This is a genomic window from Marinobacter sp. F3R11 (assembly GCF_003318275.1).
GTDB lineage: Bacteria > Pseudomonadota > Gammaproteobacteria > Pseudomonadales > Oleiphilaceae > Marinobacter.
Genome location: NZ_QOCH01000015.1, coordinates 852161 through 871215, shown reverse-complemented (window position 1 = coordinate 871215; position 19055 = coordinate 852161). Strand labels below are relative to the sequence as shown.

The following is a 19055-nucleotide window of genomic DNA, read 5'->3' as shown; positions in this document are numbered from 1 at the left end:
TGTTCAGCGTCAAACACAACAAGAGGTCTAACTCATGATCTACGCACAACCAGGCAAGGACGGATCCGTCGTCTCATTCAAATCCCGTTATGGGAACTATATTGGCGGCGAGTGGGTTGCCCCGGTTAAAGGGCAGTACTTTGAGAATATTACCCCTGTGACGGGTGATGTAATCTGTGAAATTCCTCGCTCTACGGCGGAAGATATCGATCTGGCTCTGGATGCGGCGCACAAGGCAGCTCCGGCGTGGGGGCGTACGTCAGCAGCAGAACGCTCCAACATTCTCCTGAAAATTGCTGATCGTATTGAAGCCAACCTCGAAGCACTTGCAGTTGCAGAGACCTGGGATAACGGCAAGGCTGTACGCGAGACGCTGAACGCAGATATTCCATTGGCTGCAGACCACTTCCGCTATTTTGCCGGCTGCATTCGTGCCCAGGAAGGGCATATGGGTGAGATTGATCACAACACAGTGGCTTATCACTTCCACGAGCCACTGGGCGTTGTTGGTCAGATCATTCCCTGGAACTTCCCGATTCTGATGGCTGCCTGGAAACTGGGGCCATGCCTGGCTGCAGGTAACTGCACCGTATTGAAGCCAGCTGAGCAGACACCTGCAAGCATTCTGGTTCTGATGGAGATCATTGGCGATCTGTTGCCGCCGGGTGTTCTTAACATTGTGAATGGTTACGGTATTGAAGCAGGCCAGGCTCTTGCGACCAGCAAGCGTATCGCCAAGATTGCATTTACAGGTTCTACACCAGTTGGCTCCCACATTCTCAAATGTGCCGCCGAAAACATTATTCCTTCAACGGTAGAGCTGGGCGGCAAGTCCCCGAACATCTATTTCTCTGATGTTATGAAGGCCGAGCCTGAATTCGTAGATAAATGTGTTGAAGGTCTGGTTCTCGCATTCTTTAACCAGGGGGAGGTCTGCACATGTCCGTCCCGTGCTCTGGTTCAGGAAGATATGTTCGAAGAATTCATGCAGAAGGTTGTTGAACGGACCAAGGCAATCAAGCGCGGTAACCCGCTGGATACCGATGTTCAGGTTGGTGCGCAAGCCAGTAAAGAACAGTACGACAAGATCATGTCCTATCTCCAGATTGGTAAGGATGAGGGTGCGGTTGTTCTCACCGGTGGTGACCGCGAAGACGTTGGTGACGAATTCAACAACGGCTTCTATATCCAGCCCACGTTGTTCAAGGGCGACAACAACATGCGGGTATTCCAGGAGGAGATCTTTGGCCCGGTTGTTGGTGTGACCACTTTCAAAACCGAGGAAGAAGCTCTGGCGATTGCCAACGATACCGAATTTGGTCTTGGGGCCGGTGTCTGGACCCGCGATACCAACCGGGCTTATCGTATGGGCCGCAGCATACAGGCTGGCAGGGTATGGATGAACTGCTATCACGCGTACCCGGCTCATGCTGCATTTGGCGGCTACAAAAAGTCGGGTATTGGCCGGGAAACCCACAAGCTTGCCCTGGATCACTACCAGCAAACCAAGTGCCTGCTGACCAGCTATGACAGCAATCCGCTAGGCTTTTTCTGACAGAAGTGTCACAGGCCGGCTCCTTCACACAGGCTGGCCTGTGATCTTGCACAAAGGACGTGCACTTTTTCCTGGAACTTCCGGGGAATACTTTGCTGAGAGTCGGGATTGTTGTATCACTCTCTTTTGGCCCTTCACGGGCCTTTTTTTGTTTTTGCCTTTCCTGTCGCCACTTCTGATTCTGGCTTTGGTATCGGGCTCGTCTCCAATACAACTTATGGCCTTGCCAAAACAGTGCGAAAGTACCATATGGGCCCCCGGTGTCTGTCTTTAGGATGGATTGTGGGGCATCGGCAATGCCGCCGATCCGCTCTTAATGCACAAATAATCATGACAAAAGAGGTGAGCATTATGTGGACCAAACCAGCTTACGAAGATCTGCGTATCGGTTTCGAAGTCACTATGTACTTCGCCAACCGCTGAAGGCTGAAACGGTCAGTGTGATAACGCTGACCGTTTTACTTCCGGAGCTTCTGCCCATGTACATCCATATTCTTGGTTCTGCTGCTGGAGGCGGTTTTCCGCAGTGGAACTGCAATTGCGCTAACTGTGACGGCTTTCGTAAAGGCACTCTGAATGCCCGTGCACGAACACAGTCTTCCATTGCTGTCAGTGAGGATGGTGAGCGCTGGATACTGTTTAATGCTTCACCGGACATTCGCGCTCAGCTGGCTTCCTGCCCTGCCATGCAACCGGCCCGGGCACTGCGGGATACCGGCATTAACGCTGTTTTACTGTTTGACAGCCAGGTTGACCACACCACCGGTCTGCTGACCCTGAGAGAAGGCTTGCCACTGGACGTGTGGTGTACCGCCCAGGTAAAAGACGATCTGAGTTCCGGCTTCCCTCTGTTCACTATGCTGAAACACTGGAACGGAGGGCTTAACTGGCAGGAAGTGCAGGCCTCTGAGTCTGCCGTGTTTACCATTCCCTGTGCGCCGACACTGAACCTGACAGCAATTCCTCTGCTAAGCAATGCGCCACCTTATTCTCCACGTCGTGATAACCCGCATCCCGGTGACAACATTGGTATTTTTATCGAAGACACCCGAACCGGACAGAGTGTGCTTTACGCACCCGGCCTGGGGCAGATGGATTCGCGCATTCTCTCATGGATGCGAAAGGCCGATGTATTACTGGTTGACGGAACCGTGTGGCACGACGATGAAATGATTCGCCAGAAGGTCGGCACCAAAACCGGCCAGGATATGGGCCATCTGGCGCAGAGTGGGCCGGGGGGCATGATTGAAGTGCTTGATGCCATGCCGGCCAGACGCAAAATCCTGATCCATATAAATAACACCAACCCGATCCTGAACGAAGACTCCCCCGAACGTGCGACATTGTCGCAGCACGGTATTGAAGTGGCTTGGGACGGGATGCAGATCGAACTTGTGGAGCAGCCATGAACGCCATTGCCAATACTGTCATGAACCGGTCGGATTTCGAGCAGGCTTTGCGGGATAAAGGGCGTTTCTACCATATCCATCACCCGTATCATAAAGCCATGTACAGCGGGCAATGCACCCCGGAACAGATCCGGGGCTGGGTTGCCAACCGATACTACTACCAGATCATGATCCCCCGGAAGGATGCTGCCATTATGGCTAACTGCCCGGATGCGGGTGTTCGTCAGCTGTGGCTGCAACGCATTCTTGACCATGACGGCCATGATGGGGATTGTGGTGGCATTGAAGCCTGGTTGTGCCTCGCTGAGTCGGTAGGGCTGAGTCGGGACGAGGTGATTGACCAGCGCCATGTATTGCCAGGAGTAAGGTTTGCGGTAGACGCCTATCTGAACTTTGCCCGCCGTGCGACCTGGCAGGAGGCTGCCTGCTCATCCCTGACAGAACTGTTTGCGCCCGAAATACACCAGTCCCGGCTCGATAGCTGGCCCCTGCATTATCCCTGGATAGAAGAGGGAGGCTACAGCTATTTTCGTAAGCGGCTGTCAGAAGCGCGGCGTGATGTAGAACATGGTCTGACGATCACACTGGACCACTTTACTACGCAAACCCAGCAGGCCCGGGCTCTCGATATTCTTCAGTTCAAGCTGGACATTCTGTGGTCCATGCTGGATGCCCTCACCATGGCGTATAGCCATGAAACACCACCCTTTCATACCGTTACTGACCAGCAAGTCTGGCACCGGGGGCTTTGATGGGAGTCGACATGATAAGCGTACTTCGGTTCAGGCGCGGATTCCGGTTTCAGTGGGAGCCGGCGCAGCAGTGCCACGTCCTCCTGTATCCCGAAGGGATGGTGAAGCTGAACGACAGCGCGGGTGCCATTCTCAGTGAAGTGGATGGCCAGCGCAGTGTTGCAGACCTTATTTCGGCGCTCGAACAGAAATTCCCGGAAGCCGGGGGATTGAAAGATGATGTGTGCGAGTTTCTCGACCATGCATTTAGTCAACACTGGCTGGAGCTGTCATGACGCCTTCTTCACCGGTCGCAACAGGCAAGGCTGATGTGAGTATCGGACCACCGCTTTGGCTGCTGGCGGAGTTGACCTATCGTTGCCCGCTTCAGTGCCCCTATTGCTCGAATCCACTGGACTTTGCCCAGACAGAACGCGAGCTCACTACGGATGAATGGGTTCAGGTACTGCGGCAGGGGCGGGAAATGGGAGCGGCACAGCTGGGGTTTTCCGGCGGCGAACCGCTGGTGCGGCAGGATCTGGAGGAACTTATCGCTGAGGCCGGGTCGCTGGGGTATTACACCAACCTGATTACCTCTGGTCTGGGCCTGACAGAAGCAAAAGTACAGGCCTTTGCGGAAGCAGGTCTGGATCACATTCAGGTAAGCTTTCAGGCGTCGGACCCCGAACTCAACAATGCCATAGCCGGTTCGCGAAAAGCGTTTGAGCAGAAGCTGAAAATGGCCCGCGCTGTAAAGGACGCGGGTTATCCGATGGTGCTCAACTTTGTGATTCATCGCCATAATATCCACCAGATGAAGGACATAATGGCGTTGTGCGAACGCCTGGGTGCCGACTTTGTAGAGCTTGCGACCTGCCAGTATTACGGCTGGGCACTCGAAAATCGCGAAGGGCTGATGCCATCCGGAGCGCAACTCGAACAGGCAGAGCTTGAGGTGAATGAATACCGTGGAGAGCTTGAGGCGTCGGGCTCCGCTATGAAGCTTATTTTCGTAACGCCGGACTATTATGAAGAGCGCCCCAAAGCCTGTATGAACGGATGGGGCAATCTGTTTCTGACGGTTGCCCCGGATGGCACCGCCTTGCCCTGTCACAGTGCCCGTCTGTTGCCAATCGACTTCCCGAATGTTCGGGGCACAAGCCTGAAATCCATCTGGTACGAGAGCCCCGGCTTTAATCACTATCGTGGTGATGCGTGGATGCCAGAACCCTGCCGTTCATGTGATGAGAAGGATAAGGATTTCGGCGGCTGCCGTTGCCAGGCTTTTCTGCTCACAGGGAATGCAGATAATGCAGATCCGGTTTGCAGCAAGTCGTCTTATCACGACCGTATTCTGGCTGCCCGTAAAGCCGCAGACCATGCCGCACCTGGTATTGCCGAACTGACCTATCGCAACGCTGAAAACTCCAGATTGTTCTTCAAGAGCTGATCATGCCGGAGGTTCCTGAGTTCCGGGTACTTAGCGCCAGTGAAGCCTGTGAAGGCTACATCCAGCGCGCCAGTCTCGTTGCCTGCGAGTCTGGTCTGTTCTGGTTGCAGAGCGAACCTCATACGGGTGCTAACCGGTTATGGCACCTTCCTCAAGGGGGCAACGGAACCGCTCAGCTGCATAATGCCGACCTCAGCATCCGTAGCCGCGTCAATGGCTATGGTGGTGGCGCTATCGCGGCCTCATCAACGGGTACGTTTGTCGTCAGTGATCGCCAGCGAATCCATTTCTTGCGTCACGAAGATGGTTATGGCCGGGCGCTCACAAGCGATGAGGCTTCCTATGGTGGGCTTGTTGCCGACCCGCTAAGGGATCGTGTGCTGGCTGTCCGGGAGACGGCCGAAGCTGAAACAGGCCCGGTTCAGGGCCGGCAGGAGCTGGTGGCTGTTGGCCTGGAGGGTGAGCTGGAAGTTCTGCATTGTGGAGAGGACTTTTACAGCGCGCCCGCACTCTCAGCAGATGGATGCAGCATCGCCTGGGTAAGCTGGCGATTGCCTGACATGCCCTGGGTGCGAACCCGCCTGTGGACAGCGAACATAGGACGTGACGGCAAATTGATGCATTGCCGGGTTCGTGAAGCACCCAAAGATGGCGCAGTTCAGCAGCCTGTTTTTGCCGGTCAGACTCTTTGGGTGATGTCCGACCACGAAGGCTGGTGGCAACCCTGGCAGGTTGATCACCACGACGTGTCGGAGCATTGGCTGATTGGCAGTCAGGTGCCTCCGCTGGACCATGCAAATGCGCCCTGGCAACTGGGGGAGTCTTATCATTGCCCCTTACCCCATTCCCGATGGGCCCGGGTGTGTTATCGCAATGGTACCGGTGAATTATGGATTTCAGAGCAAGGCGCAGGCGGGAGCGTAAGGGTCGCCAGAAGTTATAGCGATTTCCGTTCTCTGTGTGCGGTTGGTAGCTATCTTTATGTGATTGCCAGATCTCCCGGGCATCTGGACGCAGTGCTGCAGGTGGATCCTGACACTGGCTGTGTCCGCGTTGTCGCCGGAGGTGAAGAAGCACTGCCGGGATATCAGGTGTCATTGCCCCGGACATTTCAGATCCCGGCGTGCCATGGCGACACCTCCCCCTCTGAAGGTTTCTACTATCCTCCGGTTGTTCATGCTGAAAAGGCGCCGCCCCTTATTCTTGTGGCACACGGTGGACCAACGTCAGCGGCTTACCCTGTATTTAACCCGCACATTCAGTTCTGGTGCCAGCGGGGCTTTGCAGTAGCTGAAGTGAACTATCGTGGAAGCAGTGGTTTTGGCCGGGATTTCAGGCTTTCACTGGCGGGCCGGTGGGGAGAAGCTGACGTAACGGATATGGCGCAGGCCGCAGACTATCTGGTTGCGGCCGGCCTTGCTGATGATCGCCGGTTATTTATTCAGGGTCGCAGTTCCGGAGGTTATACGGCGTTAATGGCTCTGATCGGAAGTTGTCGCTACGCCGGTGGTGCCAGTCTGTACGGTGTTACCGATCCGATGCAGCTCCGGCGTATGACCCATCGCTTTGAGTCCGGGTATCTGGATTGGTTGCTCGGGGACCCCCGCCAGTATTCTGAGCGCTGGAATGCCCGCACCCCCAGATTGCAGGCCGCAGCTATAAACACACCTCTTGTTTTTTTTCAGGGTGGATTGGACCGGGTTGTTGTACCTGAGCAGACCAGAGATATGGTCAGGGCTATGGAAATGCTGGGACAGGCACCCGAACTGCACTGGTTTCCGACGGAGGGGCATGGGTTTGTTCAGCAACAAAACCAGGCAAGAATGCTGGATGCGCTCCATGAGTTTTACAACAAGCATGGACTAAAGCCATGAACCTCCGGAAAACTTGAGTTAAACTGTCGGGTATACCTATAAAAAAACGTAACGACGAGTGCATTCCCATGAGTCATGACGTATCGGAACTGAGAAAGTTCGTATCGCCGGAGATTGTTTTCGGTGCGGGGGCTCGAAGGTCTGTTGCCAACTTCGCAAGCAATCTTGGTGCAAAGCACGTATTTCTGGTATCTGACCCGGGTGTTGCCGCCGCAGGCTGGGTTGGTGAAATCGTTACCTTGTTAACGGATGCAGGTTTACGGTCAACGGTTTTTACCGGTGTGTCAGCCAATCCTCGTGTGGATGAGGTGATGGCCGGTGCAGAGCTTTATAAGGCCTCTGAATGCGATGTCATTGTCTCCATCGGGGGCGGTAGCCCCATGGATTGTGCCAAGGGCATCGGGATTATTGCCAGCAATGGCCGTCACATCCTTGATTTCGAAGGCGTTGACACTATTGCTAACCCTCCGCCTCCCCTGATTTTCATCCCGACGACAGCAGGCACCTCTGCCGATGTCTCACAGTTCGCCATCATTTCCGACCAGAAGCGACGATTCAAGTTTTCCATTATAAGCAAGGCGGTGGTACCGGATGTTTCGTTGATTGATCCGGAAGTGACCGAAACCATGAGTCCGTTCCTTACGGCCTGTACGGGTGTTGATGCGCTGGTGCACGCGATAGAGGCATTTGTTTCTACGGGCAGTGGGCCGCTGACAGACTCCCATGCGCTTGAAGCCATCCGGCTGATCAACCGCAATCTGGAGCCGCTGGTTGATAACACAGCTGACCCGTTTCTGCGCGAGCAGATTATGCTGGCCTCCATGCAGGCCGGGCTTGCTTTCTCCAACGCCATACTGGGCGCTGTTCACGCCATGTCCCATAGTCTGGGTGGTTTTCTGGACCTGCCTCACGGGCTCTGCAACGCACTGCTTCTGGAACATGTGGTGGCATACAATTTCCGGTCTGCAGAAGACCGCTTTCGTCGTGTAGCCGAAGCTATGGATATAGACACACGGGGGATGAGCAAGCCTGAGATCCAGAAGCGTCTGTTGAACCGCATTGTCCAGCTTAAGCGACGGGTCGGTCTGGCTGACAGTCTGGCCAACCTCGGCGTCAGCATATCCGATATTCCTTATCTCTCGGGGTTTGCGCTTCAGGATCCCTGCATTCTGACCAACCCCCGGAAATCATCACTAAGGGACGTTCAGGTTGTTTATGAAGAAGCCCTCTGATGAACAGGCCGACAGCTATGGAATCGGCGATCTGTTGGGTTTTGGTAGCCAGTCAGTCCGGAAAAACTATTACCCGGCACTTCAGGAACGTATTGAAGAGCTTGAACTGGAACGCAACCGCTATAAGTGGCTGTTTGAAAATGCGTTGCATGGCATTTTTCAGGGCAATTTAAGGGGCGGATTCCTGGCGTGTAACCCGGCAATGGCGAAAATCTGTGGTTATCCGGGCCCGGAAGATTTGCAGAAACGTGTAATCCGGCTGCGGGAGCAGCTTTTTTGCAGTGCCAGTGAGTTCGACAGTCTGCGCCAGGAATTGCTTGATAATGGCAGCCTCAGTGCTCGTGAAATCCGGCTGCGGCGTGCAGACGGAGCTCCGGTTCATGTTGCTATAACGTTGCTGCGCCGCCCGGATCTTGGGCCCGAAGTGGTGGAAGCTTTTGTGGCGGACATTACTGAAAGGGTGCAGTCCCGGGAAAAGCTGATGCAGATGAATGCCGATCTTGAACGCAGAGTCGAAGACCGCACAACGGCACTGCAGGATGCCAATGTTGGTCTGCGCTACCAGATTGAAGAGCGTGAGAAGGTGAAACGCGAACTGGTGGTTGCGGTGAAGGCCGCCAGGGACGCGAACCGCAGCAAGGACAAGTACCTGGCGGCTGCCAGCCACGACCTTTTGCAGCCACTGAACGCCGCCCGGCTTATGGTCTCTGCGCTTCAGGAAAGTGTGTTGCCTCCCGAAGAGACCCGGATGGTTCAGCAGGTACATCGTGCGCTTGAAGGTGCGGAAGACTTGCTGGCGGACCTGCTGGACATTTCAAAGCTTGACCAGAAAGCCATGCAGCCGGATCTGGTAATGACGGATGTGGCCGCTCTGGCCAAAGGGCTGGGTGAGGAGTTTGATGCAGTGGCCGCGAATGCCGGCCTTAATTTCCGTGTTCGCACAGTACCGGCCATGGTCAGGACGGATCAGCGCATGCTCAGCCGCATTCTCAGAAACCTGCTGAGTAATGCCTTTCGTTATACTTCCCATGGTCGCATCCTTCTGGCCTTACGAGCGCGGAAAAATGCTCTGCGTATTGAAGTATGGGATACCGGCCCGGGCATTGAAAAAAGCAAATTGCGGGAAATTTTCACCGAGTTTCATCAGCTCATTCCCCAGGGCCCCGGTGGCCGCCAGGGTGCAGGGCTTGGTCTGGCGATTGTTGAACGGATGGTGCGGGTTCTTGAATGCCAGATAGATGTTGTTTCACGCCCGGGGCGAGGGTCTCGATTTACAGTGATTCTGCCTATGGAAATGACAGGCAAACAGAATGCTGCACAGTCTGTGGCAGATGTGACACAAACCTTTGCTCAGGGCTTTTCGGGCGCGAGCATACTGGTCGTCGATAACGACCTGGCGGTACTCGAAAGTATGAAACTTTTACTTGAACGCTGGGATTGCTCCGTCGCAACGGCATCGAGTGAAACGGCTGCCCTTGCGTATCTGGAGAGTGCGGACCGTCCGCCGGCGGCTATTCTGGCAGATTATCATCTTGATCAGGGGCAAACAGGTTCGGATGCCATTCATGCTATCCGGAAAAATCTGGGTCAGGAGGTGCCTGCTGCTCTGATTACTGCAGACCACAGTGCTGAGACGCGCAAGAAAATGCGGGTTCAGCACCTTCCTGTTCTTAACAAACCAGTGAAGCCCAATCGCCTGCGAGCCCTGTTAACGAGCCTTTTGTCCTGAGTCTGAGACCGTAAGCTGAACCGGATGGCGTGGGCTGGTAGTGCTCCATGAGGTTCTGGCCTGTGGAATCTACCTATCTGCCATGAATCCCGGTACTTTAAAGAGCTACACTGGGCCATCAACATGGAAAAGTTCCGCTGCGTATTGGTGCACCTTATGGAGGAATCATGAGCGAGTTCAGAACAGAAACAGATAGCCTGGGCGAGGTTCGTGTGCCCGCCGGAGCACTCTGGGGCGCTCAGACCCAGCGCGCCGTCGATAACTTCCCGGTCAGTGGCTTGCCTATGCCGCCCGCTTTCATCTCGGCAGTGGCACATGTCAAACAGGCAGCAGCCGAAGCTAATGCCAGCCTTGGGCTTCTGGATAATCGCAGTTGTGAAGCTATTACCGCTGCTTGTCGGGCGCTTGTTCGTGGAGAATATGCCGATCAGTTTCCAGTCGATCGTTACCAGACCGGCTCGGGAACCAGCACTAACATGAATGTAAATGAGGTGGTTGCCGCTATTGCCGCAACGAAGGGTGTAGAGGTTCATCCCAACGATCATGTGAATATGAGCCAGAGCTCCAACGATGTGATTCCAACGGCCATTCACGTAAGTTCCGTGATTGGCGTGAAGGAGAGGCTTATTCCCGCATTGACCCATTTGCGAGGGGTGATATACGGGCGTGAGGCAGCTTTTTCCGGGCAGGTCAAAACTGGCCGTACTCATCTTATGGATGCCATGCCGATTACCCTCGGCCAGGAACTGCGCACCTGGCGTGAACAGATACTTGCTGCGGAAAAGCGGCTTGAAGCCGCAGCTGATGACCTGCTTGCACTGCCTCAGGGTGGAACGGCGGTAGGAACAGGGGTAAACGCATTGCCTGAGTTTGCAGGCCAGTTTGTGAAGTTCCTGAAGTCCAATACCGGCCACCCATTCCGTTCCATGGAGCACAAGTTCACAGGGCAGAGTGCAGTAGATGCTCCGGTTGCGCTCTCCTCACAATTGCGTGGCCTGGGTATTGTGCTCACTAAAATCGCCAATGATCTGCGCTGGATGAACAGCGGCCCGATACACGGGCTTGCAGAGATCAGTTTGCCGGCACTGCAGCCGGGCAGCAGCATTATGCCAGGCAAGGTTAACCCGGTTATTCCAGAGTCTGTCGCTATGGTAGGCGCACAGGTAATGGGGCTGGATAGCGCCAATGCCATTGCGGGACAGTCGGGTAACTTTCAGCTTAACGTGATGCTGCCGCTTATTGGTTCCAACCTTCTGGATATGATTGACCTGCTTGGCAATGTAACCGGTATGCTGGCGGACAAGGCCATCCGGGACTTTACTGTAAATACTGACACACTGAATGCCAGCGTTGGTCGCAACCCGGTGCTGGTGACGGCGCTGAACCCGGAAATTGGCTACAGTCTGGCTTCAGATATTGCAAAGGAAGCATATAAAACGGGGCGCCCTGTTATTGATGTTGCCGAGGAAAGAAGCGGTTTGCCCCGCGACCGGCTGGAACAGTTGATGGACCCGCTGAAGCTGACCCGGGGCGGGAACGCATAACAGAGTCAATCAGGAGTACCGGCGTTTGCTGATATCCCTGGAATTGTTTGTGATGCTCGTACTGGCGAACGGCGCACCAGTAGTTGCTGCAAAGGTTTTTGGGCAACACTGGTCAGCGCCGGTGGACGCCGGGCTGAACTGGTTTGATGGTCGTCCGTTACTGGGTAAAACCAAAACGTGGCGGGGAATTGTATTTGGTGCCCTTTGTTCGGCGTTGTTTGCCCAGGCTGCCGGGCACGGGTTTGGCTTCGGGCTGTTGTTTGGTTTGCTGGCCCTTGCCGGCGATCTGTTCAGCAGTTTTATCAAACGCAGGCTCGGGCTGAAATCCAGCGCGCGTATGCCCTGGCTGGACCAGGTGCCCGAGGCGGCATTTCCGGTAGTGCTGGCCGTGGGGTGGGGTCTTGCTGAAGTCTGGACTGCCTTGTTTATTGTCGTGTTTTTTACGCTGTCAAATATGTGGGTATCGCCTCTGCTATACCGCCTGGGCATCCGGCGCCACCCTCACTGAGACGGGCCGCGGGTCAGGGTGTGAATGGTTACTTCCGGCGGGCAATTAAGGCGAACATTAACAACTGATGTACCCGCTCCGGGAGAGGTATACCCCTGCATGCCGTTTGTCTGCCAGTAGCCGCGGCCCAGATGGCGCGGGCAGTCGGCGTCCAGTGTTAACGGAATACCTCCGGGCAGGCAGATCTGGCCACCGTGGGTATGGCCACACAGGAACATGTCGTAGCCGGCGTGGGAGGCTTCCCTCCAGATTTCAGGTGTATGACTGAGAAGCAGGCTGATGCCTCCGGGGGGAATATCATCTCCGGCCCGTTGCAGGTTGTGAACCTTGTAAAAATGCGGATCATCAACCCCGGCCAGGTAAAGGCACTCGCCATCCCGTTCTATGGGAATCATTTCGTTCATCAGCAGGGCGAAGCCCATATCTTCCAGTGCAGGCACCATGCGTACACTGTCGTGGTTGCCAAGAACGGCATAGGCTGGCCCGCGAATGGCCTCCCGTAGCCGCATCATGCCGCCAAGAGCCGCTTCAACCGGTCCCCAGGTCTGCTTGCGGTAATCGCCTGTAAGTACACACAGGTCATAATCCAGCGGAGATATCTGCCTTATAACCGCTTCGAGATTGGCTTCATCCATATCCACGTGGAGATCCGTCAGGTGGAGGATACGAAAGCCTTCGAATGAAGCTGGCAGATCCGGTAAGTGAAAGCTGTTGTAAGCTGTTTTCAGCCGCCGGCTATTAGCCTGCCCACGCCCGAGTAACCCTGCAATTCTCAGACAGAAACGGATAAAACCGGGCGCGGATGTCAGGTTCTCCATATGAAACGAAGCGTGATCCCGGCCGAATACCCTGGCTTCGGTCTCTCGCTCAATGCCAAGGCGCTGACGAGCATGAACCGGCCCAAGTCTCAGACTCAGGCGATACTCCAGAAGCTCATCCTGATGTTCTGGTGTTCGGGCCGGTGAGGTCATCTGTTGTCCTTTGGTTTCAGGCTGGTCTGGTGCATTGTTTTGCCAAGCCTGCTCTCACATTATGATAGGCGGCAGAAACGATGCAACCTGGTTGGCACTTGTGCGTATCTCCTGCCGGGAGGGCCATTCACACCGACATGTCGCCGTTGGTTGGAAAAAAACTGGTTTTGCGGCCACACTCTGTAGTCTGTCGACATTCATATTCGTAGTAGAGGTCATTATGGCATCATCATGCAGCATCCCGGGCCTGAAAGTAGCCCGAAGCCGCTTTCCAGAGCCCAAGCAGGATCTGCCTGCACAGGAGGCAGAGCAGAGAATCGTTCTTGCCGGCGGTTGCTTCTGGTGTGTGGAGGCGGTGTTTCTGGCTCTGGATGGTGTAACCCGTGTAGAGTCGGGTTATGCCGGTGGGGCGCCGGAGACCGCCAACTACGAAGCTGTGTGCACAGGCACAACCGGCCATGCGGAAGTGGTGGACGTGCACTATGACCCTGCTCAAATCAGTTTTGGTGAATTACTTCGGGTGTTTTTCTCAGTAGCTCACGATCCCACTCAGCTTAACCGCCAGGGTAACGACAGGGGCACCCAGTACCGTTCTGCAATTTTTTACGAAACCCCTGAGCAGAAACAGGTTGCGGAGTCGTACATTCGCCAGCTGGATGAGGCCGGAGTCTATCCAGATCCGATAGTTACTACACTGGAGCCGCTGGAGGCGTTTTTCCCGGCGGAGGCGCACCACCAGAATTTTGCGGCGCGTAACCCATACCAGCCATACATCATGGCGGTGGCTGCCCCGAAAATGGAAAAGTTGATTGACGACTTTAGTGGCCGGCTAAAGCCCGAGTACTCCGGCCCCGACGACAATCTTGCCTGAGGAGATAACAAAATGGGTAGTTCCGCTGCAGGTTATGACCTGACACCTCTGACAGAAGCACAAGTCCAAGAGAAGGCGGCCAGTCTTACACCGGAAGAGCGCCGGGTGCTGCTGGATCACGGAACGGAACATCCTTTCTGTGGCACTTTGCTGGACAACAAGCTCGAAGGTGTTTATCACTGCCGGCTCTGTGAGCTGCCCCTGTTCAGTTCCAGTTCCAAGTTTGATTCCGGAACCGGCTGGCCAAGCTTTTTTCAGCCCTTTGATCCAGAGCATATTCGTTATATCGAGGACACCAGTCTGGGCATGACCCGTACTGAAGTCAGGTGCCCACGTTGTGACAGCCATCTGGGGCATGTATTTCCGGACGGTCCACCCCCAACAGGGCGGCGATATTGCCTGAACTCTGTTGCGCTGGTGTTTCGGGAAAACGGCTAGTTTTCCCCGCCCGTTACGCTGGTTACGTAGCGAGCGACTGCCTGAATCTGGTCTGAAGACAACAATTCACCGAATGGCGGCATGATGCCGACGCCGCTTGTAACTGCGTTGATAACCTGTTCCCGGGATGGTTTCAGCTCGTCCAGATCAGGGCCGATTTCTCCGGCCGAACCTGCATCCGCAAGTGTGTGACACAGCGTGCAGGAGGGCTGGGCTTCCTGTGTGAAAACCAGCTTTCCCTTTTCGGTATCACTGGCGTGAGCAAGGGACGATAGGCCAGCCAGAGATACAGCCAGCAGTACTGCCGTTTTTCTCATATTTTGCATTCCGGACGGACAGTGGGGCTGCGTTATTCCCTGGCAGCCCCACCTGTTGTTAACTGAGTGTGACCGTAACTCCGTGGTCGCTCCAGCCATTGTGGCCGTAACCACGCTCGTTCTCGGTCCGGCCCTCAGGCTGGCTGTTGCCCAGAACGTCGGTAGCCCGGCTGGCAATTTGATGCTGTCCGGCCGGCAGATCTGCGGACAGAACGAAGGGGCGCCAGGCATAGGGGCCGAGATCGGGACCCAGGAACCGAGCCTGTTTCCAGGTTTTGCCACCATCCACGGAAACCTCAACCTTTTCCAGGGCTGTTGTTCCGCCAAAAGCCACGCCGTAGATCATGTTCCTGCCACTTCGACCGCTTCCCAGCGGCGCAGTTATCCAGGATTTGACGTTCATTTCCCACATGGACGGCTGGTCTGGTGCGCCTTTCACGCCGACATCCCGTATCCGGTAGCCAGAGGCCTGGATTTTTGCGTCGGTTTGTTCCCTGGTAAAGGCGATGTTTTTCACGTATTTGACGTTATTTACGCCGTAGTAACCTGGTACGACCATTCGCAGGGGGCCACCGTGGGTATGGGGCAGGGGTTCGTCATTCATTTCCCAGGCTAGAAGCGCGCTTTCCATTGCCCTGGTTGGCACGGATCGCTCCACCATGATGGTTTTGGGGTCAAGACCTTCAGGCAGGGATTCGCCTCCGGTACTGGTGATGTACCTGGCTCCTTCGACGGGGCCTCCGAGGGCTTCGACAACATCCTTCAGCGGTACGCCGGTCCACATGACACAACCTGCAGCGCCAACCGACCATTGGGTTCCGCTGGCACCGTGAGGGAAAAATGCCCGGCCATTACCCGAGCACTGGAGCACGGAGGCAACAGTCGTAACCCCCATATTCTTCAATTCCCGCACCGTCAGCGTGCGTGGATTCCTGACGCCTTCGATATGTAGCTCCCACGCATCCGGGTTTTCGGTAACCGAGGCGGGAGGGGCGGGTAAATTGTTGCGAACGAACAGGCGGTCGCTTGCTGTAATAACCCCGTTGCCAATGGCACCGCGCTGGGTTTCCATGGTGTTGGTACTGTGTACAATCAGCGCGTTGCGTTCTTTCCAGGCAGCATAATCCGGAAGTGTTTTCGGCTCATCGGCTTTTGCGAGAGGGGTAAAGCCCAGCAGGCTCACGGCTGCCATGGCGCCGGCGCTTCCGATCAGAAGTTTTCGGCGATTGGGGTTTTCAAGGCCCTGATCATCGGGGCCCTGCTCCAGAGATGTTTCCTGTTTCATGATCCGTCTCCTTATTGGATTTGTGGTTGGACGGTGCAGGCCTGCTCCGGAAGGCGCAGGTTATATCCTTATAACGTATAGGCGATGGTTGAATAATGAGCAACACTTTTTCGGGCGTATTCATACGCCCGTTCAAGCGGTATCGACGAGGTTGAGGGACAGGCTTTGTTGTCAGCCAGTGGTGGCGGCAACAACTGTGGATAGCAGGTACCCGGTGTACGCAACGTAAACCAGCAGCAGAATGGAACCGTCAAACCGGCTGATGATTTTTCGCCAGCCAGTCATTCCAAAACCCATAACCAGCAGGCTCAGGGTCAGAACCAGCATCAGTGTCCAGTCCCGGTACAGCACTTCCGGGTCCACGGACAGCGGCTGGATAACAGCGGCGAGGCCGACAACTGCAAGGGTGTTGAAGATGCCTGAACCGAGAATGTTACCCAGAATCAGATCGTGTTCATTTTTGCGGACGGCAGCCAGGGCTGAGGCCAGCTCTGGCAGAGATGTGCCAATAGCGACGATGGTCAGACCTATGACCAGATCACTGACTCCAAGGCTTTGGGCAATAGTGACTGCGCCCCAGACCAATAGGCGGGAGCTGGCAACCAGCAGGATAAGGCCAATAATCAGCCATATTATGGCTGTTTTCATTGGCATGAGCTCCGGGCCGATCTGGGCTTCGGCTTCAGATGTCAGAGAATCACCTTTACTTCGCATACCCTGGAATATTGACCAGCCCATAACGGCAGTAAACACGCCCAGCAATACCCAGCCATCAATCCGTGAGAGCTCACCATCCAGCAACTGGGCGCCAGCAATCAGAGTAAGCACCACAAGCAAGGGAAGTTCTTTCCGGATAACCTGGGAGTGAACGGCGATAGGGGCTATCACCGCCGTCAGGCCTACAATCAGCGCTATGTTGGTAATATTGGAGCCATACCCGTTACCCAGTGCGAGCCCGGGATTGCCGTCGGCGGCTGCCATGGCTGAAACAGCAAGTTCCGGCGCCGAAGTACCAAAACCGATAATCACCATGCCGATCAGGAGTGTGGGCATTCCCAGGTGTTTGGCTGTTGCAGCCGCCCCTTCCACGAATTTGTCTGCGCTCCAGACCAGCAATACAAGGCCGGCGATGATTGCGCCAGTAGCCATTACCATAGATAAACCTCAGTCAGGTATCTTCTGCAAAGCAGGCGCCTGCACCCCAGGGGAAAAAACGGAGGTGTCTGCGCCAGGAAGGTGTGAAAGATACCGCATAAGGGCCTTTGAGGTCAGCCCCTTTCGGATGAAGTGGTATTATTGTAGTCAGAGCAGGGCATGAGACTAAAGTTGCGGTGATATTGCCTCCTAAAGAAGGGAGAATTTGGAGTCGCTTGTCACTTCACGACAGACCCGGATGATTACCTATACCCGGTACAAGTCGCTGTTCGTATGCTAAAGCAATAACCGCTAGACTAGGGCACAGCCCATATACCGGTTCGGGATTGTTTATAATCGCAATTTATATTTCTGCGAAAATCCGGATAATTACGCGCACATTCAGAACGGATGCTCACGGTAACGCCTTTTACCTTGCGATATGCCGGCATCCGACAGACCTCTCCGCTGATCGTGGAGGGGCGAAAGGTTCATACTAGCTAAGGTGAAGAACCAATGGCCGTAAAACAGGCAGACGTAGTGTTGGTCGGAGGTGGTGTCATGAGCGCTACCCTCGGCATGATGCTAAGACAGTTGGACCCGTCGTTGAACATTGTCATGCTGGAACGTCTTGATCACGTTGCGCATGAGAGTACAGACGGGTGGAATAATGCAGGAACCGGACATGCGGGATACTGTGAACTCAACTACACGCCCGAGACCGACGACGGCGACGTGGCAATTGAGCGTGCGCTTCAGATCAATGCGCAATTTGAGGTGTCCCTGCAGTTCTGGTCGCATCTGGTAGAGCAGGGCATGCTGCCCGAGCCTTCAAAATTTATCAATCGCACACCGCATCAGAGTTTTGTCTGGGGTGAAGATGATGTGGCATTCCTCAAACGCCGCTACGAGCGTCTGAGTGCCCATCACCTGTTCCGTGATATGGAATACACTGAGTCGCCCCGGGACCTGGAAGAGTGGATGCCTCTGATTGTTCAGGGCCGGGATCCTATGCAACGTGTTGCTGCTACCCGTATCCGCCATGGTTCGGACGTGGATTTTGGTTCTTTGACCCGCAATATGGTTGATTATCTGCAAAGCCAGCCTAACTTCGAACTGATGCTGGGCTGCCCGGTGCATTACATTGACCAACGCGATAACGGTCGTTGGAAAGTCCGGGTTAAAAATCAGCATACGGGTGAGCTCACCAAGCTGGAAACGGAATTTGTATTTCTGGGTGCTGGCGGTGGCGCTTTGCCTATGCTGCAGAAATCCGGAATTGATGAAGCCCGTGGCTATGGCGGGTTTCCCGTCAGCGGTCAGTGGCTGGTATGCCGTGACCCGGAAGTGGTGAAAAAGCACCACTCCAAGGTATACGGTAAGGCTCCTATTGGCGCGCCACCCATGTCGGTGCCTCATCTGGATACCCGTATTATCAACGGTGAACCGGCCCTTCTGTTTGGCCCGTTTGCAGGGTTTACCACCCGTTTCCTCAAACAGGGTTCCATCTTCGATCTGTTTGGCTCCGTGCGCACCAGCAACCTGAAGCCTATGTTGTCAGTGAGCAAGAGCAATATGGATCTTACCCGCTACCTGATTGGTGAAGTGTTCCAGTCACACAGTGATCGTGTAGAGGCACTGCGTAACTTCTTCCCGGAAGCCCGGGAAGGTAACTGGGAGCTGCGTAATGCCGGTCAGCGAGTTCAGATTATCAAACAGGCCAAAGGCGGCGGTGGGAAGCTGGAATTCGGAACGGAAATAGTGGCATCAAAAGATGGCACTCTGGCTGCTTTGCTCGGGGCCTCACCTGGTGCGTCTACTGCAGCGAACGCCATGCTCAGTGTGATTGAGCGTTGCTTCCCCAAGAAAATCCAGACGCCTGAGTGGCAGGAACGCATGAAACAGATGGTGCCTTCATACGGCCAGTCACTGGTGAACGATGAAGCTCTTTTGACCAAAGTGCGTGAAAGAACGCTCTCTACCCTGAAGCTGAACTGAGAGTTCCGG

General features: G+C 55.0%; 18 protein-coding genes. 14 read left to right on the top strand and 4 right to left on the bottom strand.

The annotated features are described in order from the left end of the window. The first annotated feature begins 34 nt into the window (after window positions 1-34). The 11 genes from DS878_RS12410 (at window position 35) to DS878_RS12360 (ending at window position 12032) form a co-directional block, all read left to right on the top strand. Window positions 35-1555, top strand: a complete 1521-nt coding sequence (locus tag DS878_RS12410; protein ID WP_113816242.1) for an aldehyde dehydrogenase family protein — start codon at window positions 35-37, stop codon at window positions 1553-1555. 351 nt (window positions 1556-1906) lie between these two features. After that, entirely contained in the window at window positions 1907-1978 is a 72-nt protein-coding gene (pqqA, locus tag DS878_RS12405; protein ID WP_007153157.1) for a pyrroloquinoline quinone precursor peptide PqqA, read from the top strand. Between the two features lie 56 nt (window positions 1979-2034). Continuing rightward, window positions 2035-2964, top strand: a complete 930-nt coding sequence (pqqB, locus tag DS878_RS12400) for a pyrroloquinoline quinone biosynthesis protein PqqB (protein ID WP_113816241.1) — start codon at window positions 2035-2037, stop codon at window positions 2962-2964. Continuing rightward, window positions 2961-3716, top strand: coding sequence for a pyrroloquinoline-quinone synthase PqqC (gene pqqC / locus DS878_RS12395; RefSeq protein ID WP_113816240.1), 756 nt, complete (start codon window positions 2961-2963; stop codon window positions 3714-3716). The genes pqqB and pqqC overlap by 4 nt, the downstream gene beginning before the upstream one ends. Beyond that, a complete protein-coding gene (pqqD, locus tag DS878_RS12390; protein WP_113816239.1) occupies window positions 3716-3991 on the top strand; it encodes a pyrroloquinoline quinone biosynthesis peptide chaperone PqqD in 276 nt (91 codons plus the stop codon). Before pqqC ends, pqqD begins: the two co-directional genes overlap by 1 nt. Next, window positions 3988-5145, top strand: a complete 1158-nt coding sequence (gene pqqE / locus DS878_RS12385) for a pyrroloquinoline quinone biosynthesis protein PqqE (RefSeq protein WP_113816238.1) — start codon at window positions 3988-3990, stop codon at window positions 5143-5145. The genes pqqD and pqqE overlap by 4 nt, the downstream gene beginning before the upstream one ends. Before the next feature lie 2 nt (window positions 5146-5147). Next, a complete protein-coding gene (locus DS878_RS12380) occupies window positions 5148-7019 on the top strand; it encodes an alpha/beta hydrolase family protein (protein WP_113816237.1) in 1872 nt (623 codons plus the stop codon). Between the two features lie 68 nt (window positions 7020-7087). Beyond that, entirely contained in the window at window positions 7088-8251 is a 1164-nt protein-coding gene (gene ercA, locus DS878_RS12375) for an alcohol dehydrogenase-like regulatory protein ErcA (protein WP_113816236.1), read from the top strand. Next, complete coding sequence (locus tag DS878_RS12370) at window positions 8235-9980, top strand: NahK/ErcS family hybrid sensor histidine kinase/response regulator (RefSeq protein WP_113816235.1); 1746 nt, start codon at window positions 8235-8237, stop codon at window positions 9978-9980. The genes ercA and DS878_RS12370 overlap by 17 nt, the downstream gene beginning before the upstream one ends. A 167-nt stretch (window positions 9981-10147) precedes the next feature. After that, entirely contained in the window at window positions 10148-11524 is a 1377-nt protein-coding gene (locus DS878_RS12365) for a class II fumarate hydratase (RefSeq protein ID WP_113816234.1), read from the top strand. A 25-nt stretch (window positions 11525-11549) separates the two neighbouring features. After that, window positions 11550-12032 carry a CDP-archaeol synthase gene (locus DS878_RS12360; protein WP_113816233.1) on the top strand — a complete coding sequence of 161 codons (483 nt, stop codon included), beginning with the start codon at window positions 11550-11552 and terminating at the stop codon, window positions 12030-12032. On the opposite strand, the gene DS878_RS12355 is transcribed toward DS878_RS12360, so the two are convergent. Then, on the bottom strand, window positions 12026-13003 hold the full coding sequence (locus DS878_RS12355; protein ID WP_113816232.1) for a metallophosphoesterase: 978 nt from the start codon (window positions 13001-13003) through the stop codon (window positions 12026-12028). The two genes, DS878_RS12360 and DS878_RS12355, sit on opposite strands and share 7 nt — an antisense overlap. 220 nt (window positions 13004-13223) lie before the next feature. On the opposite strand from DS878_RS12355, the gene msrA reads away from it, so the two are divergent. Together msrA and msrB are read left to right on the top strand one after the other, a co-directional pair. Beyond that, window positions 13224-13874: a peptide-methionine (S)-S-oxide reductase MsrA gene (msrA, locus tag DS878_RS12350; protein WP_113816698.1), complete on the top strand. Its 651-nt coding sequence runs from the start codon at window positions 13224-13226 to the stop codon at window positions 13872-13874. A 12-nt stretch (window positions 13875-13886) separates the two neighbouring features. After that, window positions 13887-14312 carry a peptide-methionine (R)-S-oxide reductase MsrB gene (gene msrB, locus DS878_RS12345; RefSeq protein ID WP_113816231.1) on the top strand — a complete coding sequence of 142 codons (426 nt, stop codon included), beginning with the start codon at window positions 13887-13889 and terminating at the stop codon, window positions 14310-14312. Here the strand turns inward: msrB and DS878_RS12340 are convergent. From DS878_RS12340 to DS878_RS12330, 3 genes are all read right to left on the bottom strand, one after another. Then, window positions 14309-14629 (bottom strand): c-type cytochrome, encoded by a 321-nt coding sequence (locus DS878_RS12340; protein ID WP_113816230.1) that lies wholly within the window; start codon window positions 14627-14629, stop codon window positions 14309-14311. The genes msrB and DS878_RS12340 overlap by 4 nt on opposite strands. 58 nt (window positions 14630-14687) lie before the next feature. Beyond that, a complete protein-coding gene (locus tag DS878_RS12335) occupies window positions 14688-15914 on the bottom strand; it encodes a sulfite oxidase (protein ID WP_113816229.1) in 1227 nt (408 codons plus the stop codon). A 171-nt stretch (window positions 15915-16085) separates the two neighbouring features. Beyond that, on the bottom strand, window positions 16086-17069 hold the full coding sequence (locus DS878_RS12330) for a calcium/sodium antiporter (protein WP_187298787.1): 984 nt from the start codon (window positions 17067-17069) through the stop codon (window positions 16086-16088). 495 nt (window positions 17070-17564) lie between these two features. On the opposite strand from DS878_RS12330, the gene mqo reads away from it, so the two are divergent. Then, window positions 17565-19046 carry a malate dehydrogenase (quinone) gene (mqo, locus tag DS878_RS12325; protein WP_113816228.1) on the top strand — a complete coding sequence of 494 codons (1482 nt, stop codon included), beginning with the start codon at window positions 17565-17567 and terminating at the stop codon, window positions 19044-19046. Window positions 19047-19055: the final 9 nt, after the last annotated feature.